Raw genomic sequence first — 23,756 nt, 5'->3', positions numbered from 1 at the left:
TCGGGTCGATCGTGTTGCGCCGGTCGGTCGGCCCGGCGCTAGAACTGGGGGCCGTTGGAGGGGCGGCCACCGGCATCGCGCGGTGCCATCGCCCGCGGGTCGTCCGGGGTACGGGCCTGCGCCGCCTCGTCCGCCCAGTCGGGATTGCGCTCGGCGTCCTGTTCGGGGCGGTCCTGCTCGATGGTCCGGGTCTGCTGACGTGCCTTCCGCTTGGCCATGGCGATCCTCGTGATCCGTGCGGGGCGCGGCTGCGCCGGTGCTGAGGTCGTCCCGCGCCTTCCCCCTCGGCGCACCCGCAAACGACCCACCGACTCAGGCTTCGAGGTGCCGGGTGAAGGCGAGCCGCAGGTGGTTCTTCGGCCGGGCGCCGACGATCGAGCCGACCACCTCGCCGCCGACGAACACCAGCATGGTCGGCAGCGACATCACCCCGTACGACCGGGCGGTGGCGGGGTTCGCGTCGGTGTCCAGGGTGACCACCCGCAGCCGGTCGCCGAACTCCCCGGCCAGTTCGGCGAGGTGCCGGGAGGTCCCGGCGCAGGGCGGGCACCACTGCGCCCAGAAGTCCACCACCACCGGCCGGTCGGCGGCCAGCACCGTGTCGGCGAAGGTGGCGTCGGTGACCGCGGTCAGGGTTGCCGTTGCCGTGTCCTGAGACATGTTTCCTCCCGGTGTGCGATGGCCTGGGTGAGCTGGTCGTGCAACTGCCGCCGTACCGTGCCCAGCCGGTCGAGGTACGCGTCCACCTCGGCCAGCTTGCGGCGCAGCACGGCGACGGAGTCCGGGCAGACGTCGCCGGAGGAGTGGCCGGCCCGCAGGCAGGCCACGAACGGCCGGATGTCGTCCAGGCCGAAACCGACAGCCAACAGCGCCCGGATCTCGTGCACCACCCGTAGCTCCGCCTCGTCGTACACCCGGTAGCCGTTGGCCGAGCGACGCGGCCGGACCAGCCCGTGCGTCTCGTAGTACCGCAGCGTGCGGGTGCTCGTGCCGGCCCGTTCCGCCAGTTCGCCGATCAGCATTCGACCTCCTCGGCCCGTTCCCGGCGTCACGCTAGACCTTGTCGCCGGTGTCAAGGCAACGGGTGAGAGCGGCCACCGGGCGGGTAACCGCCACCGGCCGGACGAGCGGGAAGGGGCACACCATGGGGTTACGCGCCGAGGCGACGGTGTCGCTGCGGAACGCCAGGCTGCCGGCGGACATCGACGGGCCGGACGACGCGACGGGCGTGGTGCTCTTCGCCCACGGCAGCGGCAGTTCCCGGCACAGCCCGCGCAACGTGTCGGTGGCCCGGGTGCTCCAGCGCCGGAGGCTGGTGACCGTGCTGGTGGACCTGCTCACCGCCGAGGAGGACGCGGTCGACGCCCGTACCGCCGAACTGCGCTTCGACATCGACCTGCTCGCCGATCGGCTCGCCGGCATCGTCGACTGGCTCGCTGCCGAGCCCGCGCTGGGCCGCCTGCCGGTCGGCCTGTTCGGGGCGAGCACCGGTGCCGCCGCTGCCCTGGTGGCCGCCGCCGGACGTCCGCAGCGGGTCGCCGCAGTGGTGTCCCGGGGCGGCCGGCCCGACCTGGCTGGCGCAGCCCTGTCCGGGGTACGCGCGCCGACGCTGCTGCTGGTGGGCGGTCTCGACGAGCAGGTGATCGCGCTGAACGAGCAGGCCGCCGACCGGCTCACCGCCCCGCACGAACTGCGGATCGTGCCGGGCGCCACCCACCTGTTCGAGGAGCCGGGCGTGCTCGACCAGGTGGCCGACGCCGCCGCCGGGTGGTTCACCCACCACCTTCCCGTCCCCGCCTGACGGTCCGGTCGAAGGCCGACCCCGGTCCGCTTCCTGCGGATCGGGGGAAGCCGGGGTGGGGTGGCCCGGTGGGCGGGCCGGAGTCGGACAGGTGGGTCGGCCGGGGTGGCGGTCAGGCCGGGGTGGCGGGTGGGTGGGTCAGGCCGGGGCGGCCGGGGGGTCGTCGGGGCGGTGGTGCGGGCGCTCGTCCGGTGGGGTCGCCGCGGCCTGTTCCCGGTGGCGCTGGACGGTGTCGACCACCCGGTAGGCGACCGCCGCGATCGGCACCGAGACGAACGCGCCGGCGATGCCGGCGATCAGGGTGCCCGCCGTGACCACCACCAGGATCACCGCCGGATGGAGCTGCACCTGCCGCTTCATGATCAACGGCTCCAGCAGGTTGCCCTCGATCTGTTGTACGGCGATCACCGCCGCCAGCACCAGCAACGCCGTGGTCGGGCCGTTGGCGGCCAGCGCCACCAGTACGGCGACCGCGCCGGCCACCGTCGCCCCGATGATCGGCACGAAGCCACCCAGGAAGGTGATCAGCGCCAGTGGCAGCGCCAACGGCACCCCGAGCAGCACCAGCGCCAGCCCGATGCCGATCGCGTCGATGGCCGCGATGACCATCGTGCCCCGACTGTACGAGCCGAGGGTCCGCCAGCCGACCCGGCCGGCCTCGGCGGTCACCGTACGGTTGGGGCCGGTCATCCGACGCAGCACCCAGTGCCACATCGACCGGCCGTCCTTGAGCAGGAAGAACAGGAGCACCAGGGCGAGCAGGGTGGAGCCGAACGCCTCGGCGGCCGTCCGGGCCCCGCCGACCGGGTCCGGGGCGCTGCCGCCCAGGCCGTCCCGGACCTGCTGGACCAGCTTGTCGAGCTGGGTATCGCTGACCGGCAGGGTCTCGGTGACGAAGTCGCGGGAGCGTTGCAGCCCCTCGTCGAGCTGCTGGCTCAGCTCCCCGAACTGGGCGGCGGTCAGGTTCCACACCAGCACACCCACCCCGACCAGCACGCCGAGCAGCAGCACGACGGTCAGCAGCGCGGCGGGCGCGGCCGGCACCCGCAGCCGGCGCAGGCCCAGCAGCACCGGGTCCAGCAGTGCGGTGAGGAAGAGGGTGACCGCCATGGCGATCGCCAGTGGCGCCAGCAGCACCGCCACCTTCCCCAGCAGGTAGAACCCGAACACCACGACCACCAGGCAGGCACTCCACACCACCGCCGTGCGGACCAGCCAGGGCAGTGCCGCCCAGGCCTGCCGTGGGGTCGGGCGGGCACCCGCGACCGTCACCTCGGGCGTACGCCCGTCACCGTCCTCGACCACGTCGGATCCTCCTCGGTCTCGGCGGGGTCGATACCCGACCCGGCTGGCCGCGACACCCGGTGGCTCAACGCCACGCCGATCGATCCGTTCCGTCCCCCGGACGGCCCGGCGGTGCTTGGTCAGTAAGTGCTCACCTCTGGTAACCATCGAAGACTCTCGCTACTATCCGCAGTCGGGGCATGACTCACCGTGGAGTCGTGTGGGAGTGGGCCGGCGCGCGGCACTGCGGGCCGTCGACGAGAGGGAGCACCCCGGTGACCGAGACAACGCACGCCGCGATCGCCCGGCCGTATCCGTTCAGCGAGCCGCACCGGCTCGACGTCGATCCCCGCTACGCAGAGCTGCGCCGCGACGAACCGCTGATCCGGATCCAACTTCCGTTCGGCGAGCCAGCCTGGCTGGCCACCCGGCACGCGGACGTGCGAACCGTGTTGGGCGACCCCCGGTTCAGCCGGGCCGCCGCCGTCGGGCGGGACGAGCCGCGCAGCATCCCGTACCAGCGGGAGAGCGGCATCCTCGGCATGGACCCACCCGAGCACAGCCGGCTGCGCCGGTTGACGGCGAAGGCGTTCACCGCCCGCCGGGTCGAGGAACTGCGTCCACGTACCCGGGAGTTGGCCGAGGAACTGGTGGCCGGCATGATCACCGCCGGGTCGCCGGCCGACCTGGTCGCGCACCTCGCCACCCCGCTGCCCATCCGGGTCATCTGCGATCTGCTCGGCGTGCCGGTCACCGACCAGGACCAGTTCCACACCTGGTCGGAGGCGATCGTGTCGACCACGTCGCTCCGGCCGGAGGTGGCACAGAGCTACCTCGACCGGTTGTTGTCGTACATGGCGGGGCTGATCGCCCAGCGGCGGGTGACACCCACCGACGACCTGATCGGGGCGATGGTCCAGGCCCGCGACGAGCACGCCGACCGGCTCACCGAGGACGAGATGGTGCGCCTGGCGGCGGGGCTGCTGGCCGCCGGTCACGAGACCACCGTGACCCAGATCCCCAACCTGGTCTACGTCCTGCTCACCGAGCCGGACATCTGGCAGCGGCTGTGTGCCGAGCCGGGCCTGGTGCCGTCCGCGGTGGAGGAGCTGCTGCGCTTCATCCCGCTCGGTGCCACCGCCGCGTTCGCCCGGTACGCCCTGACCGACGTCGAACTCGGTGGGGTGCTGGTCCGCGCCGGTGAGCCGGTGCTGGTCTCCATCCCCTCGGCGAACCGGGACGAGACGGTCTTCCCGGACGCCGACCGGGTGGACCTCGACCGGCAGGCGAACCCGCACCTCGCCTTCGGGCACGGCCCGCACCACTGCATCGGGGCCCAACTGGCCCGAATGGAACTCCAGGTGGTTCTGGAGACGCTGTTGGCCCGCACCCCGGGCCTGCGGCTGGCGGTGCCCCAAGCGGCGCTGACCTGGAAGAGCGGCCTGTTGGTCCGGGGCCTGACGGCGTTGCCCGTCAGCTGGTAGCGGAAGGGACGTGGGACAGATGGGGGAGCACGGCTGGCGGGTGCACGTGGATCCGACCCGGTGCATCGGGGCAGGGATCTGCGCGGGCTACGCCCCGGCCCACTTCGTACTGGTGGATGGGTTGTCCCGGCCGGTGGCCGAGCGGATCGACCCGGCGGACGCGGTGGTGGACGCCGCCGACTCCTGCCCGATGGAGGCGATCGTGGTGTCCGACGTGGCGGACGACAGCCGGATCGCTCCGGAACCGTGACCGGTGTTGGTCACCTCCGGCGGGGTACCCGGAGGTGACCAACACCCCCGGTCAGTCCTGCTCGCCGTGCAGCTCGGCCATGGTGGTGGGCCGCCCGCTCAGTGCGTCCCTGATCCGGTCGACCAGCCCGGCGCCGGGGTTGAGCAGCCGGTTCGCCGGCGGGTGGTCCGGGGTGCCGGGATGCGGGCGGGTCGGCAGGTGCCGCTTGGCCGCCTGCATCCGGTCGGCCAGCTCGACCAGCTCCTCGCGGGCGACCGCGGCCCGCAGTCGGGGAAAGAGCTCCGCCTCCTCTTCCTTCAGGTGGTGCCGGATGCTCTTCGTCAGGTGGCTGAGCAGCGGTTCGAAGCGAGCTTCGGACGGGTCCAGGGGCTCCAGTTCCTTCAGCGTCCGCTCGGCCGCGGCGTGCTCGGCGATCTCGTGTTCGACGATCTGGTCGCCGTCGGGCAACGCCCGGCGGGCGGTCGGGTAGACGTACATCTCCTCGGCGACCGCGTGCCGGACCAGCTCGGCGATCAGCACGTCGACCAGTCGGCGACGATGTTCCGCAGTGCCCTGCCGGGCCTCCAGCTCCACGAAGATCGCCTCGACCTCGTGGTGGTCGGCGGTCAGGACGTCGACGACGTCCTGACCCGTGGTGGCCTGCGCGTTGCTCATCTCGGTGCCCCTTACCGGTTGCGGACGGATCGGCTCCTCGCGGGGCCTGTACCCGCCCCGGGCCACCCGAACCCATCACCGTCGATGAATCGACGCCCACGCCCACCCCGCCTTCCCGCTGCCGCCGCGGTGCGTTCGCCGCGCCACCCGATCCGGGGCAGGGTTGTCGTTGTGCGGGATCACCCGGCGGTGACCGGCCCTAGAGCGACGCGAGGGGTGGGAGGGCACCCAGGAGACGGGTCACGGTGATCTCGATGACCACGCGGTCCGGGTTCGGGCGCGGCTGCCGGTAGCGCTCGGCGTACCGACGCTCCGCCTCGGCCACCGCCTCGGCGTCCGTGCGCAGCACCGCCCGGCCCTCGACGGTCAGCCACCAGCGGCCGTCGACGTGGCAGGCCGCTACCGGAACCCCTGCCGGACCGGCGGCGGCGACGTGCCGGGCCTTGGTCGAACCACCGGACGTGATCACCCGGGCCAGCCCGGCCGCCGCGTCGTAGGTCAACCCGACCGGTACGACGTGCGGCGTGCCGTCGGCCCGCGGGGTGGTCAGCGTGGCCAGATGCCGTTCCCGGCAGAACGCGAGGACACGCTCGTCGTACGGGTCCAACCGATGTCTGCCGGCCATGTCTCTTCCCCGTCTCGTGGCCGGCGTCGTCGCGGCTCGGCCCTGGTCAGGACACGATCTGGCGGGCCTGGCCCTGGCCCGGCGGGGTGCCCGGTTGGCCGGGCAACCGCCGATCGGCCGTCCGGCGCTGATGGGCCAGACGGGTCAGGTAGATCAGCGCCCCGGCCAGCACGCCCATGTCGTCCAGGTAGATCGGGTCGGGCAACAGGTCGACCGGGAGAATCGTATAGACCAGCGCGCCGTAGAAGGCCACCTTGCCGCTCATGCCGAGCGTGCCCAGCAGCCGTCGGGTGCGGACCACCCGTACCGCCAGCAGGACCGCGCCGACCAGCGTCGCCAGGGCCAGGATGCCACCGACGACGACGAGCACCCACATCTCCCGGGACATGCCCGCAACGCTAGCCCAGCCTGGCCCGTTCCGCCCGGCCGCGTGGCCGCGTGGCGCGGCAGCACGGCCCCGAGCGTGGTGGTCAACGGGGACGGCAGCCAGGTGGAGTGCGGAGCGGCATGGTGGTCAGAGAACGACGACAGCGGCCCGACCACGTGCCACGGGGGTGTTCTCCCGGGTGGACTCCGCCGACGGGCGGTGGCTGTCCGGCATCGGTACCAGATCCGGCACCTCCGGCCGGCGGTCGAGCGCGGCGAACGCCTCGTCGCGCAGGCTGCGGGCGGCCGTGCCGGCGAGGTCGGCGGCCCGCCAGGCCGCCTGCTCCCGTTCGACCGCTGCCCGGTGCCGGGCAGCCAGGTGATCCCGCGTCGCCCGGCGTAGCACCAGTTCCTGCTCGACCGGGTGTCGGCTCGGATCCCAGCCGGCGCGGTGCGCGAACACATCATCGAGCTGGGCGTCCGACAACTCGCCCCGGCCGTGCGCGTCCACGGCCGCCCGGTGCAACCAGCGCTCCCGGTCGGCGTACTCGGCCGGGGTCCGCCCGGTGTGCGGCAGGGGCATGGCTGCGGCGGCGGTGAGCCGGCGAACGTCCGCCTCGACCGCCTGCAGGGCCTGCCAGGCCCCCTCGACCTCGTCCTGGGCGGCCAACCACTCGGCCCGTAGCCGGCCGGAGGTGGCGGCTGCCCGGTCGGCGGCCACCGCGACCTCCTCGGCGTACCGGGCGTACTCCCGGTCCTGCTCGGCCCGGTCCGGGTCGGACGGCAGGGCGGCGTCTCGAAAACGGCGGGCAGCCGCGAACTTCAGCCGGTCGGGCCGGACCACCAGGGTCGCGACGGCGACGGCTGCGACGGCGAGCAGGACCAGCCAGATCAGGGCGGCGGCGGGGACATCGGGCAGGACGGCGGAGAAGACGGTCTGCATCACCAGCACCTCGTGGCGAACGTTGGGGACGGGCGGGAGCCCGGCGGGCGGGGATCGGGTGGGCGGCAGATCCCCGGGCGGTCGGCCGGTCGGATCCGAAACGCCCGGACCGGACCAGGACCGGGACCGTTCGGGTGGCCCGTGCCGGTCGGTCGACTCCGAACGATCGGATCGCGTCGGACCGGGATCGCCCTGATCGACCGATATCGATTGGGTGGTTCGGGCTGGGACCGATCGGGCGGTTCGGACCGGGATCCATCGGATGGTTCGGGCCGGGAACGGTCGGTCCGACGGGGACCGGTACCGAGGGTGCCGCGCGACTCAGCTCTGGGGTGGACCGCGTCGGCCGGTGGCGTCCCGGGCCGGGTCCGGCGTCACCGGGTCGGGACCGGTCGGTCGGGCGACGGGGACGTCGGGACGCGCTGCCGGGACCGGCTGCGCGGGCTCGTCGACGGCCTGCTCGACCTCGGCGCGGGCGGCGGTGGGCAACCCGGCCACCCGGGAGGCCACCACGGGAGAGCGGGCGGCGACAGAAGAGCTGGCCGGGCCTGCGGTGGCGGTGAACAGTCCACCGAGGCCGACGGCGAGCACCAGGGCGGTGACCGCCAACCGGGTCAGGTCACGCAGCCTCGACACCCAGACGGGCGGGGTGGAAGCTACGGGATTCACCTGTCCAACCTATCCCTACTCGACCGTCCGCGCAGCGCCCTGGACTCGACCGGGTGGGTGACCCGGGCCACGAGGTCCGCAGTGGACCGTGACGCGCCGCTGCTGTGGAGCGCCACGGGGGCTGTGGCGGCGGCACGTCGGGTGGCCGTGTCGGGCGTCGGGTGGTCGGGCTCAGGCGTCGGCGGCCGGCGTGAGCTGTCCGTCTTGGGAGCCGGCCGGTTGCGGGGTGAAGAGGGCGAGTAGGTCGCCGACCTGGCGATCGGCCTCGGCGGGGTGCCGGAAGTGCCCGCTCGGGTTGATCGTGTACTCGTTGCGTCGGCCGACCCGGGTACGCCGCAGGTAGCCGCCGGTCTCCAGGTCCGCGACGATCGCCTGGGCGGCTCGTTCGGTCACCCCGACCTCGTCGGCGACGTCACGCAGGCGGGCGGTGGGGTTGCGGGCGATGGCGAGCAGCACATGACCGTGGTTGGTGAGGAACGTCCAGTTCCGGGTGCTCCCGGTGCTGCCTGTCGTCTTCGCCATGACGGTCATCGTATGGCCCGTTCCTGGGAAGCCCACCGTCGGCCGCCACCGTGACGTGACGCCGGCCGGCTGGCCGGGCGTGCCCGCTCCGGGGTCAGCCCGCCGTCGGGGCGCTCGGCCGGCTGGCGCGCTCAGGTCCGTCGATGCGGGGCTGGCGTCGGGGCGTGCCGGGGTCGACCGGCGTGCTCACGTCCGCCCGGTCCGACGTTCGACCCGCCCTCGACATCACGCCGACCAAAGCCTGAAACGTGTATCACGAAATCTTGACGTACCTTTCGCTGCGTGTGACCGTGGGAACACGGCCGTCGTCGCCGCCGGCCGGCGTGACCAGGTGCGATATCGGACCGAGGTGAGGCAATGGCCCCGACCACTCCTACCCAGGCGCTGGCCGAGTTGCACGCCGGCAACCGGCGTTTCGTCGCCGGGGCGCCCCGCCACCCCAACCAGGGTGCCGGCCACCGGGCCGCCGTCGCCGACGGCCAGCATCCCTTCGCGGTCATCGTCGGCTGCTCCGACTCCCGGCTCGCTGCCGAGATCATCTTTGACCGGGGCCTGGGTGATCTCTTCGTGGTCCGGACCGCCGGGCACACCGCCGGGCCCGAGGTGCTCGGCAGCGTCGAGTACGCGGTGACGGTCCTCGGCACCCCGCTGGTGGTGGTCCTCGGGCACGACTCCTGCGGGGCGGTGCAGGCCGCCCGGGAAGCCGCGCGCACCGGCACCCAACCTCCCGGGCACCTCTACTCGGTGGTCGCCGCCGTCGGGCCCAGCCTGCGCCGCGCGGCCCAGGAGGGGGTGCACGACATCGACGGGATCGTCGACATCCACATCGCGCAGACCGTCGAGGTGCTGCTCGGCAACTCCCCGGTGATCGCCGCCGAAGTGGCCGCGGGGCGGTGCGCGGTGGTCGGCATGTCGTATCGGCTCGCCGCTGGTGAGGTGCATCTGGTGGCCCCGACGGGCGGTCCCGCCGTCGCCGTGCCCGGTCCCGCCGTCGCCGTGCCCGGTCCCGCCGTCGCCCCGGCGGGTGCTGTCCCGGCCCCGGCTGGTTCCGCCGTCGCGGCACCCGACTCTGCGGTCGCAACGGACGGCCCTGCGGTCGTGGCACCCCATCCTGCCGTCGCGGCGGCCGGTCAGCCGGCCGGCGTCGCCGGCTGAGGCCGAGTGGCGTCGAGGGCCGGACCAGGCATGCCGGGGCGGTCCTGCAACGGCCGTGATCATCCGGGCCGCGCACTCAAGATCAACTCAGCGGCGGCGAAATGGCGGTGTCCACGCGTTCGGGACACCGCCATTTCGCTGACGACGTGTCGTCCCCGGTCCCCGCTCCCGGGCGGCGCGGGGACCGGGGCGGGGCGCTACAGCAGCGACACGTGCACGTGGTCGGTGTGGTTGGACGGTCCGGAGTACGAACTCCAGCCGTTGGCCGGGAACCAGATCTGCCGGTTCCAGATCACGTAGTAGATGCCCAGCCGATCCGCGTTGCGGATCAGGAACGCGGCGAGGTTGTTGCCGTACATCCGGGTGTCGTTGTTGTGCCACGGGCTGAAGCCGCTGTTCTGCAACGACCAGTCGCACGCCTTGCCCTTCGGGTGCTCCCATGGCCCACCGGGCCGGTAGCAGCCGACGAACCGGCTGAAGCCGGCCCGCTTGACCTCCTTGTACATGTGCAGCGTGCGCGGCGTGATGCAGCCGGACGTGGTCGGGTCGTTCTCGCTGCACGACTCGCCACGCCACCCGCCGTCGGCCGTCTGGCCCGGGGCGATGCGGGCCACCGGCGAGGTGGCGTCGACCAGGCCACCGGTGAAGCCCCGGCCACCGACCAGGGCCAGCGCCTTGTCTGCCTCGGTCTTCTTCTTGGCCATCAGGTTGGCCTGCTTCTGCTGCTCACGCACCTCGGCGTCGAGCGCGAGCTTGGCGTTCTCGGCCCGGCTCTTGGCCTCGTTGGCCTTGGCCAGTTTGCCGGCGTTGACCATGTTCAGCTCGTCCAGGGCGGCGGCCCGTCGGACGAAGGCGTCCGGGGCGTCGCTGTCCAGCAGCGCGGCGACCGCGCCGACCCGGCCCGTCCGGTAGGACTGGGCGGCGATCTCGTTGACCTGTGGAGCCAGCGCCGCCAGTTCCTGCTGTGCCTTCTCCACCTCGATGGCGAGCTGGAGTTGGCGCTTCTTGGACTTCTCCAGCCGGTTCTTCGCCGCCGAGTACTCCCGGTTGGTGGCCTCGATGACGTCGGTGAGCAGCTTCGGCTCCTCGTCCTCCTCGTGCCCCGAGGGGGTGGGTGCCGCCGCCACGGGGGCGGCGGCCGGCCCGGCGACGATCGCCAGGGCGGCGAGCACGGCCACTACCGGAGTCAACCAGCGGCGTAAGGGTGCCGTCACAGTTTTCCCTTCCGTCGACCGCCGACCGGGTTAGCTGACGGGTTCGGGGCGGAAGTGGCCCCTACCGCTGGCGCGGATTCACCCCAGGTGCTCGGTTCCCCGGCTCGCCGTACGGCGATTGGGCGGTGGCCCCGCTGGCACCGGTGGGCGCCTTCGGCGGTGACCGGCAGCGAGGTTACCCGAGAGTCCTCCCGGGGATCTACGTCCCCAACACGACCGAATGTGTATTTTCCCGATAGCGGTGGGTAATCGGTGGCGCGGCCGACAGCTGCGACCTCGCTCCCGGTCACGCAGCGGAGTCTCACCATGCGGTGTCCGTGCTCCTCTCCGGATCTGGCCACCGAGCGGGGGCCGGGGTGGACGGTTCGTCGTGCCGGGAGGCGCTCAGCGCCGCCAGCGCCTCGGCACGGTCGGGGGCGGGACGTGGGGTGGGCGTCGGTCCGGTCGTGCCGGCGTCGGCGGGACCGCGCCCGGCGGTGCTGACCAGTGCGGCCAACCCGGTGGTCAGCGGCACCGCCGCCACCAGGCCGAGGGTCGCCACCGCGCTACGGACGATCTCCTGGGCCAGGAACTCACTGGTGAGGATCTGGCTCACCGGTCGACTGTCGGCGGTGAGCAGGAGCAGCAACGGCAACGAGGCACCCGCGTACGCCAGCACGATCGTGTTCACCGTGGACGCGATGTGCGCCCGACCGACCCGGGTCGCGGCCCGGTAGAGCTGCAACCGGGACAACCCCGGACTGGCGTGTGCCAGCTCGGTGACGGTGGCCGACTGGGTGACCGTGACGTCGTCCAGCACACCGAGCGAACCGATGATGATCCCGGCCAGCAGCAGGCCGTGCAGGTCCACGTCACGCTGGTACATCGACAGTGTGGTGGCCTCCTCACTGCCGTACCCGGTCAGGTGGGTGGCGGCGGTGGCCAACGTGCCCAGGACACCGGTCAGCACCAGGCTGCCCAGCGTGCCGAGCACCGCCACCGAGGTCTGTGCGGTGATCCCGTGGGTCAGGTACAGCACCACGAACATGATCAGCGCGGCCCCGGTGATCGCGATCGGCAGCGGCGCGCCCCCGGCGGAGATGCCCGGCACCACGAAGGTCAACAGGATGGCGAAGCTGGCGCCGAGGCCGGCGAGGGCGGCCAGCCCGCGTAGCCGGCCGAACGCCACGATCGCCGCCGCGAACAGGGCGACCAGCCAGAGCAGCGGCGTGCCCCGCTGGTGCTCGGCGATGTGGTAGCTGCTCGTCGACGGATCGGTGGGGTCGGCCAACGCGACGAGCACCACCTTGTCGCCGACGGCCACCGTCGGCGCGCCCGGCCCCGACGGCACCGGCGTCTCGACCTGCTTGCCACTGTCCGGCCCCTGCTCGACGGTGACCGTCACCGTCCCGCACGGGCCGGCGGCGGCCCCCGACGGCCCGTCCGGGGTCTGCGGGGCGGGCGGGCAGGACTCGGTCACCACCCGGGTCACCGTGCCGTGGTGGCGGGGCACCTGACCGCCCTGGTCGACCTGCCGGGTGTCACCCGGCCAGAGCACCAGCGTGGCGATCACCGTGATGACGATGAGCGGAACCACCGTCACGACGAGTATCCGCCGCACCCCGGGCGGGGTGGACGGAGCGGGACGGGTGTGGTCGGCGCCCATGTGTGCGAGTTCTCCCAACGATCCGGGACGGGATACGTGTCAGCCGGCCAACCGGTTCATCCCACGGGCGGCGGGTCGTCGTCGGACGATGGTAGCCACCGTCCCGGTCCTCCCGCGCGGTTCACCGTGCCCGCAGCACGCCGAAGGAAGAGGGTGGAGGCATGGACCAGCACCGGCCAGCCCGCACGGGTCCGGCAGCCGATCCGCACGCCGGGCACGCGGGGCATGCCGGGCAGGGCGGGCATGCCGGGTACACGGGGCACGCCGGGCAGGGCGGGCACGCGGGGCATGCCGGGCACGATCCGGAGATGTTCCGGCGTCGCTTCCTGGTCTGCCTGGCGCTGACGCTGCCGGTGGTGGCGACCAGCCGGATGGTGCTGGACTGGTTCGGCTACTCGCTGGAGTTCCCCGGCCGGTCCCTGGTCGGGCCGGTGCTCGGTTCGGTGGTCTTCTGGTGGGGTGGCTGGCCGTTCCTGGTGGGTGCCGTACGGGAGGTACGGGACCGTACGCCCGGCATGATGCTGTTGATCGCGATGGCGGTCAGCGTCGCGTACACCGCCTCGGTCCTGACCTTCCTCGGCACCTTCGACCTGGACTTCTGGTGGGAGTTGGCGGCGTTGGTGACCATCATGCTGCTCGGGCACTGGCAGGAGACGAAGGCGATCGGCCAGGCCCGGGGGGCACTCGCCGCGCTGGCCGCGCTGCTTCCCGACGACGCCGAGCGGGTCGGCCCGGACGGTGCCGCCGAGCGGGTGCCGGTGACCGGGTTGCGCGAGGACGACGTGGTGCTGGTCCGCCCCGGCGGCCGGGTGCCCGCCGACGGGCGGATCGTGGCCGGCGTCGCCGAACTGGACGAGTCGATGGTCACCGGCGAGTCCCGGCCGGTGGCCCGCGCGACCGGCGACCGGGTGGTGGCCGGCACCGTCGCCACCGACCAACCGATCCGGGTCCGGGTCGAGGCGGTCGGTGAGGCCACCACGCTGGCCGGCATCCAACGCCTGGTGGCCCAGGCCCAGCAGTCCGGTGGGCGGGCGCAGGCGCTCGCCGACCGCTTCGCCGGTTGGCTCTTCTACGTCGCCACCGGTACCGCCGTGCTGACCGCGCTGGTCTGGACCGCGCTCGGTGAGCCGGACCAGGCGGTGGTGCGTGCCGTCACCGTGCTGGTGATCGCCTGCCCGCACGCGTTGGGGCTGGCGATCCCGCTGGTGATCGCGCTCTCCACCGCGCTCGCGGCCCGCGGCGGGGTGCTGGTGCGGGACCGCCTGGCGCTGGAACGGATGCGGACCGTCGACGTCGTGCTCTTCGACAAGACCGGCACCCTCACCCGGGGTGAGCACGCGCTGGTCGGGGTGGCCGCCGCGTCCGGCAGCACCGAGGACGACGTGCTGCGGCTCGCGGCCGGCGTCGAGGCGGACAGCGAACACCCGCTGGCCCGCGCGATCGGGTCGGCCGCCGCCGACCGGGGTGGGGCGGTCCCGGCCACCGGGTTCCGCTCGTTGCCTGGCCGCGGCGTCCGCGCCGAGATCGACGGTACGCAGTACGCCGTCGGCGGTCCGGCGCTGCTGGGCGAGCTGGGCCGGGACCTGCCGCCCGAACTGGCGACGGCGGCGGCCCGGTGGGCCGGACGCGGCGCGGCGGTGCTGCACCTGGTCCGGCTGCCCGACACCGTCGTCGGCCTGCTCGCCCTCGCCGACCAGGTGCGTCCGGAGGCGCGTGCGGCGATCGACGCGCTACGCGCCGAGGGCGTCCGGACCATCGCGATGATCACCGGGGACGCCCGACCGGTGGCCGAGGCGGTCGCCGCCGAACTGGGCTTCCGGCCCGGCGTGGACGAGGTGTTCGCTGAGGTGCTCCCGGCGGACAAGGACCAGCAGGTGACGGGGTTGCAACGGCGGGGTCTGCGGGTGGCGATGGTCGGTGACGGGGTGAACGACGCCCCGGCCCTGGCCCGGGCCGACGTCGGCATCGCCATCGGTGCCGGCACCGACGTGGCGATCGAGTCGGCCGGGGTGGTGCTCGCCTCGTCCGACCCGCGTGGGGTGGCCGGGGTGCTCCGGCTCTCCCGGGCGGCGTACCGCAAGATGCTCCAGAACCTGGCCTGGGCGGCCGGTTACAACGTGGTGGCGTTGCCGCTCGCCGCCGGGGCGCTGGCCGGGGCGGGGATCACGCTCAGCCCGGCGGTCGGCGCGATCCTGATGTCGGCCTCCACCATCGTGGTGGCGCTCAACGCCCAACTTCTGCGCCGGGTACGCCTCGGCGTCGGTGACCCACCCGTCCCGGCCCGCCGACCGGCCGGGGCGGCTAGCGTGGAGTCGTGCGGCGGGTGAGGACGGTGACGACGACCGGGCGGTGGCTGCGGTTGCTGCTGCTCGCCGGCACCCTGCTGGGGCTGTCCGCGATGCACACCCTCGGCCACGGTGCGCACCTCGACGGCGGTCACCCCGCCGGCCACGGCACCTCGGCGGAGCGCCCGCACCGGGCGTCCGCCGGCATGCTGGCGGCGGAAATGCCCGGTGACGTGTGGCGCGTGACGGAGGTGGCCCTGGCCGTCGGGGGGTGCGGGAACGGCTGCCGGGCGGCGTTGCCCGACCGGCCGTCCGAGATGCCGGCGACGGCCTGGAGCGTCTGCCTGGCGGTGCTGGGCGCGCTCACCGTGGCGCTGCTGGTGCTGCTCCTCGTCGTACGGACCAGACCGGCCGCGGTGGCCCGTCCGCCGTCCCGGCCCCGGGAGCCGCGTGCCCCGCCACCCCGCCCGTTCGGGCTCCGGCTCGCCTCGGTGTCGGTACTGCGCAGATAGGACGCCCCGGCGCGGTTTCGCCGCGTCCACCGTCCGTCGCGTACGTCCCGTCCACCGAAAGGTCTGCTCGTGTCCACTCGTACTCTCGCGCGCCGTGCCGCCCTGGCCGGCGTCGGCCTCACCGCCGCGTTCGCCCTGGCCGCCTGCGGCGGCGACCACTCCACCGACGGCGGTCACGGCGGTCACGGCGGTGCGCCGGCCGGGGCCGTCTCGGCGGGCGGCTCCGCCGCTGCGGCCGACTCGGCCGACGTGATGTTCGCCCAGATGATGATCCCGCACCACCAGCAGGCGGTACGGATGTCCGAGCTGGCCGGGAGCCGGGCCGACGATCCCGAGGTCAAGCAGTTGGCCGAGCGGATCAGGGCCGCCCAGGCCCCGGAGATCGCCACCATGACCGGCTGGCTCACCGCGTGGGGGCGGCCCGTCCCGTCCGGCAGCCCGGCCGGCGGTCAGCCGCCCGGGATGGACCACGGCATGCCGGGCATGATGTCCGACGCCGACCTGGTCAGGCTGGAAGGCGCGGCCGGTCGGGAGTTCGACCGGCAGTTCCTGACCATGATGATCGCCCATCACGAGGGAGCGATCACCATGGCCAGGGAGGAGTTGGCCGACGGCCGTGACGCCGGGGCCAGGGCCATGGCGCAGCAGATCGTCACCAGCCAGCAGAGCGAGATCGACCTCATGAGGAGGATCCTCGCCCGTCGCTGACCCGTACCCACGGGTCCTGCCGCCCCGGCCGACCTGAGGTCGGCCGGGGCGGGGTCAGCCGCGCTTCAGCAGGCGGCCGACGGCGGCCATCATCTCGGCGGACATCTCGTCGGCCCGGCCCCCGGCGGCCCCTTCGCGCATGCAGTGCCGGGCGTGGCCGTCGAGCAGGCCGAGGGCGACCTTGTCCAGGGCGGCCTGGACGGCGGAGATCTGGGTGAGCACGTCGATGCAGTACCGGTCGTCGTCGACCATCTTCTCGATGCCCCGGACCTGCCCCTCCACGCGGCGCAGCCGCGCGAGCAGTTGATCCTTGCTGGCGGTGTAGCCCCGGACCGGGGTGCTCGGTGTGGTCATGGCGACAACGATAGCGTACCCCCGGGGGGTATGCTACGGTCGCCGGGCACCGTACCCCTGGGGGGTATGGTGGGAGAAACCGGGAGGGAGAGCTTCATGATCACGAATTACCAGGTGAAGGGCATGACCTGCGGGCACTGCGTCAGCGCGGTGAGCGGCGAGGTGGGCGCGCTCGACGGCGTCACCGACGTCCAGGTGGACCTGGCCTCCGGCGGGGTCACCGTCACCAGCGACGGCCCGCTGGACACCGAGGCCGTGCGTGCCGCCGTCGACGAGGCCGGCTATGCCCTCGTCGAGGCGTGACGGGCCACCGGCCCGTCGGAAACCGAGGTGACCGATGAACACGGCGACCAAGCTGAGCGGCTTCGCCCTCGGCCTCGCGGTGGTGTTCGGCGCGGCGTACGGGGCCGGCCAATTGGCCGGCCCCGACACCCCGGCTGCCGAGACCCGGCACGACCCCGCTGACGCCCCGGACCCCACCACCGGCGACGTCCCCGAACCCGCTGCCGACCCGACGTCGACCGTGACCGGCGGCCCCGGTCACACCCACGGCTGACCGGAGGTGCCGCGATGACCCCGACCACGAAGACCCTGCCCACCGCCCCCCACCTGATCGAACTCGCCATCGGCGGGATGACCTGCGCGTCCTGTGCCGCCCGGATCGAGAAGAAGCTCAACCGGATGGACGGCGTCGAGGCGAGCGTCAACTACGCCACCGAGAAGGCCACCGTCCGGTACGTCGGCGAGATCACCCCGGGCGACCTGATCGCCACCGTCGAGAAGACCGGCTACACCGCCGTCGTACCGCCGCCGCCCGTCCCCGCCGGGGCGGAACCGGCCGGTGAGCCGGTGGACGAACTGCACGGCCTGCGTACCCGGCTGCGGGTGTCCGCCCTGCTGACCGTGCCGGTGATCGTCCTGGCGATGGTGCCGGCCTGGCAGTTCACCTACTGGCAGTGGCTGTCGCTGACCCTGGCCGCCCCGGTGGTGGCGTACGGCGGGCTGCCGTTCCACCGGGCCGCCTGGACCAACCTGCGGCACGGCGCGGCGACCATGGACACCCTCGTCTCGCTCGGCACCCTCGCCGCGTTCGGCTGGTCGCTCTGGGCGCTCTTCCTCGGCGACGCCGGGATGCCCGGGATGACCCACCCGTTCCGGCTGGACATCACCCGTACCGGTGGCGCCGGCAACATCTACCTGGAGACCGCCGCCGGGGTGACCGTGTTCCTCCTGGCCGGCCGCTACTTCGAGGCCCGGTCCAAGCGGACCGCCGGGGCGGCCCTGCGCGCCCTGCTGGAGCTCGGCGCCCGCGACGTCGCCGTGCTGCGCGGCGGCGTGGAGACCCGGATCCCGGTCGACCGGCTCGTGGTGGGCGACCGGTTCGTGGTCCGACCGGGCGAGAAGATCGCCACCGACGGGCGGATCGAGGAGGGCACCTCGGCGGTCGACGCCAGCATGCTCACCGGCGAGTCGGTGCCGGTCGAGGTCGGACCCGGCGACGTGGTGGCCGGTGCCACCGTGAACGCGGGCGGCCGGCTCGAAGTCACCGCCACCCGGGTCGGCGCGGACACCCAGCTCGCCCAGATGGCGAAGCTGGTGGAGGCGGCGCAGACCGGCAAGGCGGCCGTGCAGCGGCTGGCCGACCGGATCTCCGGGGTGTTCGTGCCGATCGTCATCGCGCTGGCCGTCGGCACGCTCGGCTGGTGGCTGGGCAGCGGGGCCGGTCCGACCGCCGCCTTCACCGCTGCGGTGGCCGTGCTGATCATCGCCTGCCCGTGCGCGCTCGGCCTGGCCACCCCGACCGCGCTGCTGGTCGGTACCGGTCGGGGCGCCCAGCTCGGCATCCTGATCAAGGGGCCGGAGGTGCTGGAGTCCACCCGGCAGGTCGACACGGTGGTGCTGGACAAGACCGGCACGGTCACCACCGGCCGGATGACCCTGGTCGACGTCCGCCCGGCCGAGGGGCAGGACCGGGCCGAGCTGCTCCGGCTCGCCGGGGCGCTGGAGGCCGGCTCGGAGCACCCGATCGCCCGTGCCATCGCGGCCGGCGCGGCCGAGGCCGGCGAACTGCCGCCGGTCACCGGGTTCGCCGCCACCGAAGGGCTGGGCGTCACCGGCACCGTCGACGGCCGCGAGCTCGTCGTCGGGCGGCCGAGACTGCTCCGTGAGCGGGGTCTGGACGTACCCGGGGAGGTCGTCCGGGCGGTGACCGAGGCGGAGGCCGCCGGTCGTACGGCGGTGGTGGCGGGCTGGGCCGGGCGGGCCCGGGGCGTCCTCGCGGTCGCCGACGTGGTCCGGCCCACCAGCCGGGCGGCGATCGCCGGGCTGCGTGACCTGGGCCTCACCCCGGTGCTGCTCACCGGGGACAATGCCACCGTCGCGCGGGCGGTGGCGGCCGAGGTCGGTATCGACCAGGTGACCGCCGAGGTGCTGCCGGCCGACAAGGTCGACGTGGTCCGGCGGCTCCAGGCGCAGGGGCGTACGGTCGCCATGGTCGGTGACGGGATCAACGACGCCCCCGCCCTGGCCCAGGCCGACCTGGGGCTGGCCATGGGCACCGGCACCGACGTGGCGATCGAGGCGTCCGACCTGACCCTGGTCCGGGGTGACCTGACCGCCGCGGTGGACGCGATCCGGCTCTCCCGGCGCACGCTCGCCGTGATCAAGGGCAACCTGTTCTGGGCGTTCGCCTACAACGTGGCTGCCCTGCCGCTGGCCGCCGCCGGCTTGCTCAACCCGATGATCGCCGGCGCGGCGATGGCGTTCTCATCGGTCTTCGTGGTCGCCAACAGCCTGCGCCTACGCCGCTTCCGGTCCGCCCCCTGACCTCCCACCCCTCAGCACGTCCCCCTCCCGTGGGCATCGGCGTTGATCAAGAGGTTTGCGTCACCGGGCCGGTCGCTGGTGACACAAACCTCTTGGTCAACCCGGGGAAGCGGCGGGGTGGGGTGTTTTGCGGGTTGGGGGTGGGGGTAACAGATGGGGGTCGGAGGAACTGCTCATTCAGGAGGCTCCCATGGGGTTCGACGATAAGATCGGCAACACGACCGAGAACGCCGCCGGCAAGGTCAAGGAAGGCGTGGGTCGGGCGACCGACAACGAGCGCCTGGAGGCCGAGGGTCGCAACGACCAGGCCAAGTCCAGCCTCAAGCAGGCCGCCGAGAAGGTCAAGGACGCTTTCAAGAGCTGAACCGCGCCACTCGTCACGCCGGACCGACGCTCGTCGGCCCGGCGTGGCGCGCGTCGGGGGTGCAGCGATTCCGCGGTGCAGCGATTCCGCGGTGCAGCGATTCCGCGGTGCAGCGCACCGCACGCCGATTCGATTTCCAGCCGGGTCGTGCGGCATCGTGTTCGCGGTACGGCCGACACACCGAACGGGGAAGTCGATGCACCGCAGCTCCGCCACCGTGCTCACGCTCACCGTCCTCACCGTCCTCGCCGCGGGCTGCTCGGACGGCGGGAACGACACCGAGGCCGCGCCCAGCCCGCCGGCCAGCGTCACCGGCGCTCCCGCCGAGGAGCCCACACCCGACGCGGTGACGACCACCGCCACCGCCACCCCGACCGCGGGCAGCGCCGCGAACACCGCACAGGTCTGTCGCGCCGTCGACCAACTGATCATCGACGGCAGCCGGCAGATCGTCGCCGACTCGACCGACGCCACCCGTCAGGAACTCACCCCCGAGCAGCTCAACGACAAGCTCAAGGGGCGGCTGAACCGGCTCGCCGACGACGTCCGCGAGCAGGCCCGCCGGGCCCGGGACGCCCGGATCAAGAAGCTGGTCAACGAGACCGCCGCGCGGATCGAGGACGGGGCGGCGGCGAAGAGCCCGGCGAGCTGGATGGGCAGCGACTTCGTCGACATCCCGCCCCGGCTCACCCGCGACTGCCACGTCTGAGGCGGTCCGGGGCCTGCTGAGCGATCTCCGTCCCGACCCCGTGCCGGTCCCGGCATCGTCCGGCCGGTCCTCTCCGGCCCGAGGCTCTCCGGCCCAGCTGTCCTCTCCGGCCCAGCTGTCCTCTCCGGCCCGGCCGTCCCGGCGTGGTCAGCGGCGGCCGGGCAGCGGGCGGGCCGGCGGGGCGGCGGCGGCCAGCGAGGCGTGGTCCGCGGCGGAGGTGCCGGACTGCCAGCCCTCGGTGTCCCGCACGGTCAGCCGGGCCCGGGTGACACCGGGGAAGAGGGTGTCCATCCGCTCGCGTACCGCGCCGGAGCGGGCGGCGAGCACCGGCAGCAGCCGGTCCGGCCCGGCGGCCTCCGTCGCCTGCCGGTTCGCCTCGTCGGTCGCGGCCCGCAGCCGCTCGCCGATGCGCCGGGCGAAGGCGTGCAGAAACGCCTCGTCGTACGCCTTCGTGCGTCGGCCGCCGCCCCGGCGTTCCCGGCGTCCGCGCAGCATCGCGGCGGTGGCCTGCACCAGCAGTGAGGTGTGCAGCAGTTCGACGGCCTCCAGATCGGCGGGGAAGCCGAGCACGGTGGCGAAGCCGAGGTCGTCCGACCAGACCGACTCGCACCGGTTCGCCGCCGCCACCTCCTGCACCAGCAGCGCCTTCGCGCCCGCGTACGGGGCGTCGGTGCTGATCCGGACGCCACCGGGCCGGTCCGGGTGGGCGGCGGTCGCCTCGACCAGCGCCCGTTCCAGGCTGTGCCGGGCGATCAGCTCCTGTGCCTTGCCGGTGAACGCCTCCGCCTCGGCCGGGAAGGTGGTGGACTCCGCCTTGGCCAGCAACGCCCGTACCCGGTCGAGGACGCGGGATCCGCTCGGCCCGCTCGGCCCGCTCGCGGTCGGACCGCCGGAGCCGCCGGGCGGTGGGCGGAGCACCGCGACCGGCGGCAGGCCGGTCAGCAGTGCCAACACCTCGATCGCGTCGCGCAGCGCGGTGATCCGGTCCGTACCCTCCCGGGCTGCCCAGTCGCTCAGCCAACCGGCGTCGTCGGCCCAACGGACCCGGGCCTCCAGGCCGGCCAGTTGGTCGTCCCACCACTGCGGCACCGGGCCGGACTGGGTCGCCCGGCCGGCGGCGAGGGCGTCGGTGGCCAGTCGGCCGGGGCGTGCGCCGAGTCGGCGGGCCACGATCCGGGCCACGTCGGTCGGCTGCCAGCCGCGTGGCCAGAGCCGGTGCAGGGCGGCAACCAACCGGCCGAGCAGCGCGGCGTCCACCGACGGAGGGCCGGCGGTGGCATCGGCGGTGCCCAGGCCGTCCGCACTGCCGACCACCAGCAGGTCCAGCTTCCGCTCCGCGTCGCGTACGTCGGTGCCGCGCACCGCCGCGACCGCGGCGGTGATGAGGGCGTCGGCGTCCGGCACGGTTGGTCCTTCCTCGGGGGGTCGACGGCCGGGTAGTGTCCGGATCGTCGGGAGTGTCTGCCCGGCAACGGTACCCGGACCCGGATTGCCCACCCGGGCACTCATCCGTACGCGTCCCGCGCCCGTACTCCTGCCCGGAGTGGACCGAGGTGGACGGGGAGGCGAACGGTGAGCACCCTGACGATGAGCGAGTCCGTCGATCGGGGTCGGCACCGGGGGCGACGCCGGGGCGTGACCCCGGCCGGCGTCCTGACGGCGGTGCTGGTCCTGGCCGGGTTGGCCGCCGGGGGTGCCGTGGTGGCCCAGCGGCAGGGCGTCGACCTGGGCGCTCTCGTCGGCGACGTACGGCGGAGACCGGTCCCACCAGCCGCCGCCGCGGTGCCACCGGCGTCGCCCCGGGCGGCGGCACCGGTCCCGCTCGCCTCCGCCGCGCCCACCGCGCCGGTGCTGCGCTACCCGCAACGGGGAACCGGCACCTGGCGGACGGCGACCGCCCAGGGTGCGGTCGCCGGACGGGGCGGCCAACTGCTGCGCTACCGGGTGGCGGTGGAGGGCGGCATCGACGACGTCGACCCGGAGCGGTTCGGTCGGGACGTGGCGGTGGTGCTCGCCGATCGCCGGGGCTGGACCGCCGACGGCCGGTGGCGGCTGCAACGGGTCGGTGCCGACGCCGCGGCCGACTTCACCGTCCTGTTGACCACCCCGGTCACCCGAAGCGAGCTGTGCGGGGACACCTCGGACCGGTACACCTCCTGCCGCAACGGCGACCGGGTGGTGATCAATGTGGCCCGCTGGGCGCGCGGCGTACCGGACTTCCGGGGTGACCTCGGCACCTACCGGTCGTACGTGCTGAACCACGAGGTGGGGCACCGGCTGGGGCGGGGTCACGAACGGTGCCCGGCGGCGGGCGGGCCGGCGCCGGTGATGCAGCAGCAGACCCTCGGCCTGCACGGCTGCCGGCCGAACGCCTGGCCGATGGCGGGTGGCGCCCTGTTCACCGGCCCGCCCGGCGAGTACGACGATCCGGTCCCGGCCGGCGACTGAGTCGACCCCGGACCACCGGCCGGCGTTCGCCAACTGAGCTGGGTCGGTACGGCGGTGTTCTCTCTCCGGGAGACCGCCATGTCGCCTCAGCGTTGGCCGGCCGTGCGACGGCGTCCGCTGTGGCCCTCCGGGTCTCCGTCCGGCCGAGGGCGGGTGAGATCGGAGCGGTCAGCGACGGGGGAAGGACGCCCAGATGTTCTTGGTGCGGTCGGTGGCGTACCAGCCGACCTCCAGGGAGACCGCCATGGCGATCTGGAGTCCCCGGCCCCCGGCCCCCATCGGCCGGGTGTCGGCCAGTTCGGGGATGGTGCTGAGGTCGTGGTCGGCCACGTCGAGGATGAGCGAGTCGTCGACGGCGAGCAACCGCACAATCGTGGGTGGAATGCCGTGTTTGAGGGCATTGCTGGCCAGTTCGGTGGCGACCAGGGCGATCAGCTCGGGGATCTCGTCCAGGCGCTGTCCGTCGAGGAGCTGCTCACCGGTGAGGGCCTCGTGCAGGGAGGCTCGCAGGGCCCGTAGGCCGGCGGGATCGGCCAGCTCCCACCGCCGCAACTCGGTGGCCTGTGGCGGGGGTGGTGAGGTGAGAAGCTGCGCCATGATCTCGGTTTACCCTGCGTAGTGGTCTCCTATGCCGCGCGGGCTGTCGGGGATTCGTCGTTGCGTGACACCCCTGCGACGTCCGCCGTGCCGGTGCGCCCCGGGTCGGTGGGCGTCGGAGCCGGCGCATGGCGGAGCCGGTGGGCGTCGGGTCGGTGGGCGTCGGTTCGGGGTGGGTGGAGTGTGGTTCGGGACACTGTCGAGGGTGGTGTTCCAGGCGGGAGCAGGCCACCGTCCGCCGCTACGCCGAGGCTCGAGGAGATCGTCCGATTCGGGGCCTGCGTCAGCGCCCGCGTTCGCGTAAAGTCCGCAAACTGGACGGGCCATGTCGGCGACGGAAC

The 23,756-nt window shown here is 73.6% G+C and carries 27 protein-coding genes, 1 pseudogene and 1 riboswitch; of the genes and pseudogenes, 13 read left to right on the top strand and 15 right to left on the bottom strand.

Features of this window, described 5'->3' with window-relative positions; translation table 11 throughout:
• Positions 1-38 precede the first annotated feature (38 nt).
• The 3 genes from ACIG87_RS25050 to ACIG87_RS25040 form a co-directional block, all read right to left on the bottom strand.
• Positions 39-218, bottom strand: coding sequence for a hypothetical protein (locus tag ACIG87_RS25050; protein ID WP_396853678.1), 180 nt, complete (start codon positions 216-218; stop codon positions 39-41).
• A 94-nt stretch (positions 219-312) separates the two neighbouring features.
• Positions 313-660, bottom strand: a complete 348-nt coding sequence (locus ACIG87_RS25045) for a thioredoxin family protein (protein WP_396853677.1) — start codon at positions 658-660, stop codon at positions 313-315.
• A complete protein-coding gene (locus ACIG87_RS25040; RefSeq protein WP_396853676.1) occupies positions 630-1,022 on the bottom strand; it encodes a MerR family transcriptional regulator in 393 nt (130 codons plus the stop codon). Before ACIG87_RS25040 ends, ACIG87_RS25045 begins: the two co-directional genes overlap by 31 nt.
• 122 nt (positions 1,023-1,144) lie before the next feature.
• Here ACIG87_RS25040 and ACIG87_RS25035 point away from each other — a divergent pair, with 122 nt between their 5' ends.
• On the top strand, positions 1,145-1,801 hold the full coding sequence (locus ACIG87_RS25035; protein WP_396853674.1) for a dienelactone hydrolase family protein: 657 nt from the start codon (positions 1,145-1,147) through the stop codon (positions 1,799-1,801).
• Positions 1,802-1,939: 138 nt separating this feature from the next.
• Here the strand turns inward: ACIG87_RS25035 and ACIG87_RS25030 are convergent, their stop codons facing one another.
• Entirely contained in the window at positions 1,940-3,106 is a 1,167-nt protein-coding gene (locus ACIG87_RS25030; RefSeq protein WP_396853673.1) for an AI-2E family transporter, read from the bottom strand.
• Positions 3,107-3,360: 254 nt separating this feature from the next.
• Between ACIG87_RS25030 and ACIG87_RS25025 the strand changes: the two genes are divergently transcribed.
• Both ACIG87_RS25025 and ACIG87_RS25020 read left to right on the top strand, forming a co-directional pair.
• Positions 3,361-4,569 carry a cytochrome P450 gene (locus ACIG87_RS25025; RefSeq protein WP_396853671.1) on the top strand — a complete coding sequence of 403 codons (1,209 nt, stop codon included), beginning with the start codon at positions 3,361-3,363 and terminating at the stop codon, positions 4,567-4,569.
• A gap of 19 nt (positions 4,570-4,588) precedes the next feature.
• Positions 4,589-4,819, top strand: a complete 231-nt coding sequence (locus ACIG87_RS25020) for a ferredoxin (RefSeq protein ID WP_396853795.1) — start codon at positions 4,589-4,591, stop codon at positions 4,817-4,819.
• 51 nt (positions 4,820-4,870) lie between these two features.
• Here ACIG87_RS25020 and ACIG87_RS25015 read toward each other — a convergent pair whose 3' ends face one another.
• From ACIG87_RS25015 to ACIG87_RS24990, 6 genes are all read right to left on the bottom strand, one after another.
• Positions 4,871-5,473 (bottom strand): hemerythrin domain-containing protein, encoded by a 603-nt coding sequence (locus ACIG87_RS25015; protein WP_396853670.1) that lies wholly within the window; start codon positions 5,471-5,473, stop codon positions 4,871-4,873.
• Positions 5,474-5,672: 199 nt separating this feature from the next.
• Positions 5,673-6,098 carry a pyridoxamine 5'-phosphate oxidase family protein gene (locus tag ACIG87_RS25010; protein ID WP_396853668.1) on the bottom strand — a complete coding sequence of 142 codons (426 nt, stop codon included), beginning with the start codon at positions 6,096-6,098 and terminating at the stop codon, positions 5,673-5,675.
• Positions 6,099-6,144: 46 nt separating this feature from the next.
• Positions 6,145-6,486 carry a YkvA family protein gene (locus ACIG87_RS25005; protein ID WP_396853667.1) on the bottom strand — a complete coding sequence of 114 codons (342 nt, stop codon included), beginning with the start codon at positions 6,484-6,486 and terminating at the stop codon, positions 6,145-6,147.
• A gap of 126 nt (positions 6,487-6,612) precedes the next feature.
• Positions 6,613-7,407: a hypothetical protein gene (locus ACIG87_RS25000; RefSeq protein WP_396853666.1), complete on the bottom strand. Its 795-nt coding sequence runs from the start codon at positions 7,405-7,407 to the stop codon at positions 6,613-6,615.
• Positions 7,408-7,728: 321 nt separating this feature from the next.
• On the bottom strand, positions 7,729-8,076 hold the full coding sequence (locus tag ACIG87_RS24995) for a hypothetical protein (RefSeq protein WP_396853665.1): 348 nt from the start codon (positions 8,074-8,076) through the stop codon (positions 7,729-7,731).
• Between the two features lie 171 nt (positions 8,077-8,247).
• Positions 8,248-8,607: a helix-turn-helix transcriptional regulator gene (locus tag ACIG87_RS24990; RefSeq protein ID WP_396853663.1), complete on the bottom strand. Its 360-nt coding sequence runs from the start codon at positions 8,605-8,607 to the stop codon at positions 8,248-8,250.
• A 348-nt stretch (positions 8,608-8,955) separates the two neighbouring features.
• Between ACIG87_RS24990 and ACIG87_RS24985 the strand changes: the two are divergent.
• Positions 8,956-9,588, top strand: a pseudogene (locus ACIG87_RS24985) (carbonic anhydrase); the annotation flags it as partial.
• Positions 9,589-9,950: 362 nt separating this feature from the next.
• On the opposite strand, the gene ACIG87_RS24980 reads toward ACIG87_RS24985, so the two are convergent.
• Both ACIG87_RS24980 and ACIG87_RS24975 read right to left on the bottom strand, forming a co-directional pair.
• The gene (locus tag ACIG87_RS24980; protein WP_396853661.1) at positions 9,951-10,967 is read right to left on the bottom strand and encodes a coiled-coil domain-containing protein; all 1,017 of its coding nucleotides are present in this window, start codon (positions 10,965-10,967) and stop codon (positions 9,951-9,953) included.
• Positions 10,968-10,970: 3 nt separating this feature from the next.
• Positions 10,971-11,102, bottom strand: a riboswitch (cyclic di-AMP (ydaO/yuaA leader).
• A gap of 166 nt (positions 11,103-11,268) precedes the next feature.
• On the bottom strand, positions 11,269-12,612 hold the full coding sequence (locus ACIG87_RS24975) for a YibE/F family protein (protein ID WP_396853660.1): 1,344 nt from the start codon (positions 12,610-12,612) through the stop codon (positions 11,269-11,271).
• Between the two features lie 161 nt (positions 12,613-12,773).
• Here ACIG87_RS24975 and ACIG87_RS24970 point away from each other — a divergent pair, with 161 nt between their 5' ends.
• The 3 genes from ACIG87_RS24970 to ACIG87_RS24960 all read left to right on the top strand — a co-directional run bounded on the left by ACIG87_RS24970 (position 12,774) and on the right by ACIG87_RS24960 (position 16,117).
• On the top strand, positions 12,774-14,939 hold the full coding sequence (locus ACIG87_RS24970; RefSeq protein ID WP_396853658.1) for a copper-translocating P-type ATPase: 2,166 nt from the start codon (positions 12,774-12,776) through the stop codon (positions 14,937-14,939).
• Positions 14,927-15,409, top strand: a complete 483-nt coding sequence (locus ACIG87_RS24965; RefSeq protein WP_396853657.1) for a hypothetical protein — start codon at positions 14,927-14,929, stop codon at positions 15,407-15,409. The genes ACIG87_RS24970 and ACIG87_RS24965 overlap by 13 nt, the downstream gene beginning before the upstream one ends.
• 69 nt (positions 15,410-15,478) lie before the next feature.
• Positions 15,479-16,117: a DUF305 domain-containing protein gene (locus ACIG87_RS24960; RefSeq protein WP_396853655.1), complete on the top strand. Its 639-nt coding sequence runs from the start codon at positions 15,479-15,481 to the stop codon at positions 16,115-16,117.
• A gap of 54 nt (positions 16,118-16,171) precedes the next feature.
• Here the strand turns inward: ACIG87_RS24960 and ACIG87_RS24955 are convergent, their stop codons facing one another.
• The gene (locus ACIG87_RS24955; RefSeq protein ID WP_396853653.1) at positions 16,172-16,471 is read right to left on the bottom strand and encodes a metal-sensitive transcriptional regulator; all 300 of its coding nucleotides are present in this window, start codon (positions 16,469-16,471) and stop codon (positions 16,172-16,174) included.
• Positions 16,472-16,567: 96 nt separating this feature from the next.
• On the opposite strand from ACIG87_RS24955, the gene ACIG87_RS24950 reads away from it, so the two are divergent.
• From ACIG87_RS24950 to ACIG87_RS24930, 5 genes are all read left to right on the top strand, one after another.
• Positions 16,568-16,774: a heavy-metal-associated domain-containing protein gene (locus ACIG87_RS24950; RefSeq protein ID WP_396853652.1), complete on the top strand. Its 207-nt coding sequence runs from the start codon at positions 16,568-16,570 to the stop codon at positions 16,772-16,774.
• A 34-nt stretch (positions 16,775-16,808) separates the two neighbouring features.
• Positions 16,809-17,027 carry a hypothetical protein gene (locus ACIG87_RS24945; RefSeq protein WP_396853651.1) on the top strand — a complete coding sequence of 73 codons (219 nt, stop codon included), beginning with the start codon at positions 16,809-16,811 and terminating at the stop codon, positions 17,025-17,027.
• Positions 17,028-17,041: 14 nt separating this feature from the next.
• On the top strand, positions 17,042-19,297 hold the full coding sequence (locus tag ACIG87_RS24940) for a heavy metal translocating P-type ATPase (RefSeq protein ID WP_396853650.1): 2,256 nt from the start codon (positions 17,042-17,044) through the stop codon (positions 19,295-19,297).
• 190 nt (positions 19,298-19,487) lie between these two features.
• Positions 19,488-19,661 carry a CsbD family protein gene (locus tag ACIG87_RS24935; RefSeq protein WP_396853648.1) on the top strand — a complete coding sequence of 58 codons (174 nt, stop codon included), beginning with the start codon at positions 19,488-19,490 and terminating at the stop codon, positions 19,659-19,661.
• Between the two features lie 196 nt (positions 19,662-19,857).
• Positions 19,858-20,370, top strand: a complete 513-nt coding sequence (locus ACIG87_RS24930) for a hypothetical protein (RefSeq protein ID WP_396853647.1) — start codon at positions 19,858-19,860, stop codon at positions 20,368-20,370.
• 147 nt (positions 20,371-20,517) lie between these two features.
• Here the strand turns inward: ACIG87_RS24930 and ACIG87_RS24925 are convergent, their stop codons facing one another.
• On the bottom strand, positions 20,518-21,774 hold the full coding sequence (locus ACIG87_RS24925; protein WP_396853645.1) for a DUF2786 domain-containing protein: 1,257 nt from the start codon (positions 21,772-21,774) through the stop codon (positions 20,518-20,520).
• 168 nt (positions 21,775-21,942) lie between these two features.
• On the opposite strand from ACIG87_RS24925, the gene ACIG87_RS24920 reads away from it, so the two are divergent.
• Positions 21,943-22,818, top strand: coding sequence for a DUF3152 domain-containing protein (locus ACIG87_RS24920; protein WP_396853644.1), 876 nt, complete (start codon positions 21,943-21,945; stop codon positions 22,816-22,818).
• A 168-nt stretch (positions 22,819-22,986) separates the two neighbouring features.
• On the opposite strand, the gene ACIG87_RS24915 is transcribed toward ACIG87_RS24920, so the two are convergent.
• Complete coding sequence (locus ACIG87_RS24915; RefSeq protein ID WP_396853642.1) at positions 22,987-23,415, bottom strand: ATP-binding protein; 429 nt, start codon at positions 23,413-23,415, stop codon at positions 22,987-22,989.
• Positions 23,416-23,756: the final 341 nt, after the last annotated feature.

Origin of the sequence: Micromonospora sp. NPDC051925 (assembly GCF_044548625.1) — a bacterium.
Classification (GTDB): domain Bacteria; phylum Actinomycetota; class Actinomycetes; order Mycobacteriales; family Micromonosporaceae; genus Micromonospora.
This window is presented reverse-complemented; position numbering and strand designations above follow the sequence as displayed.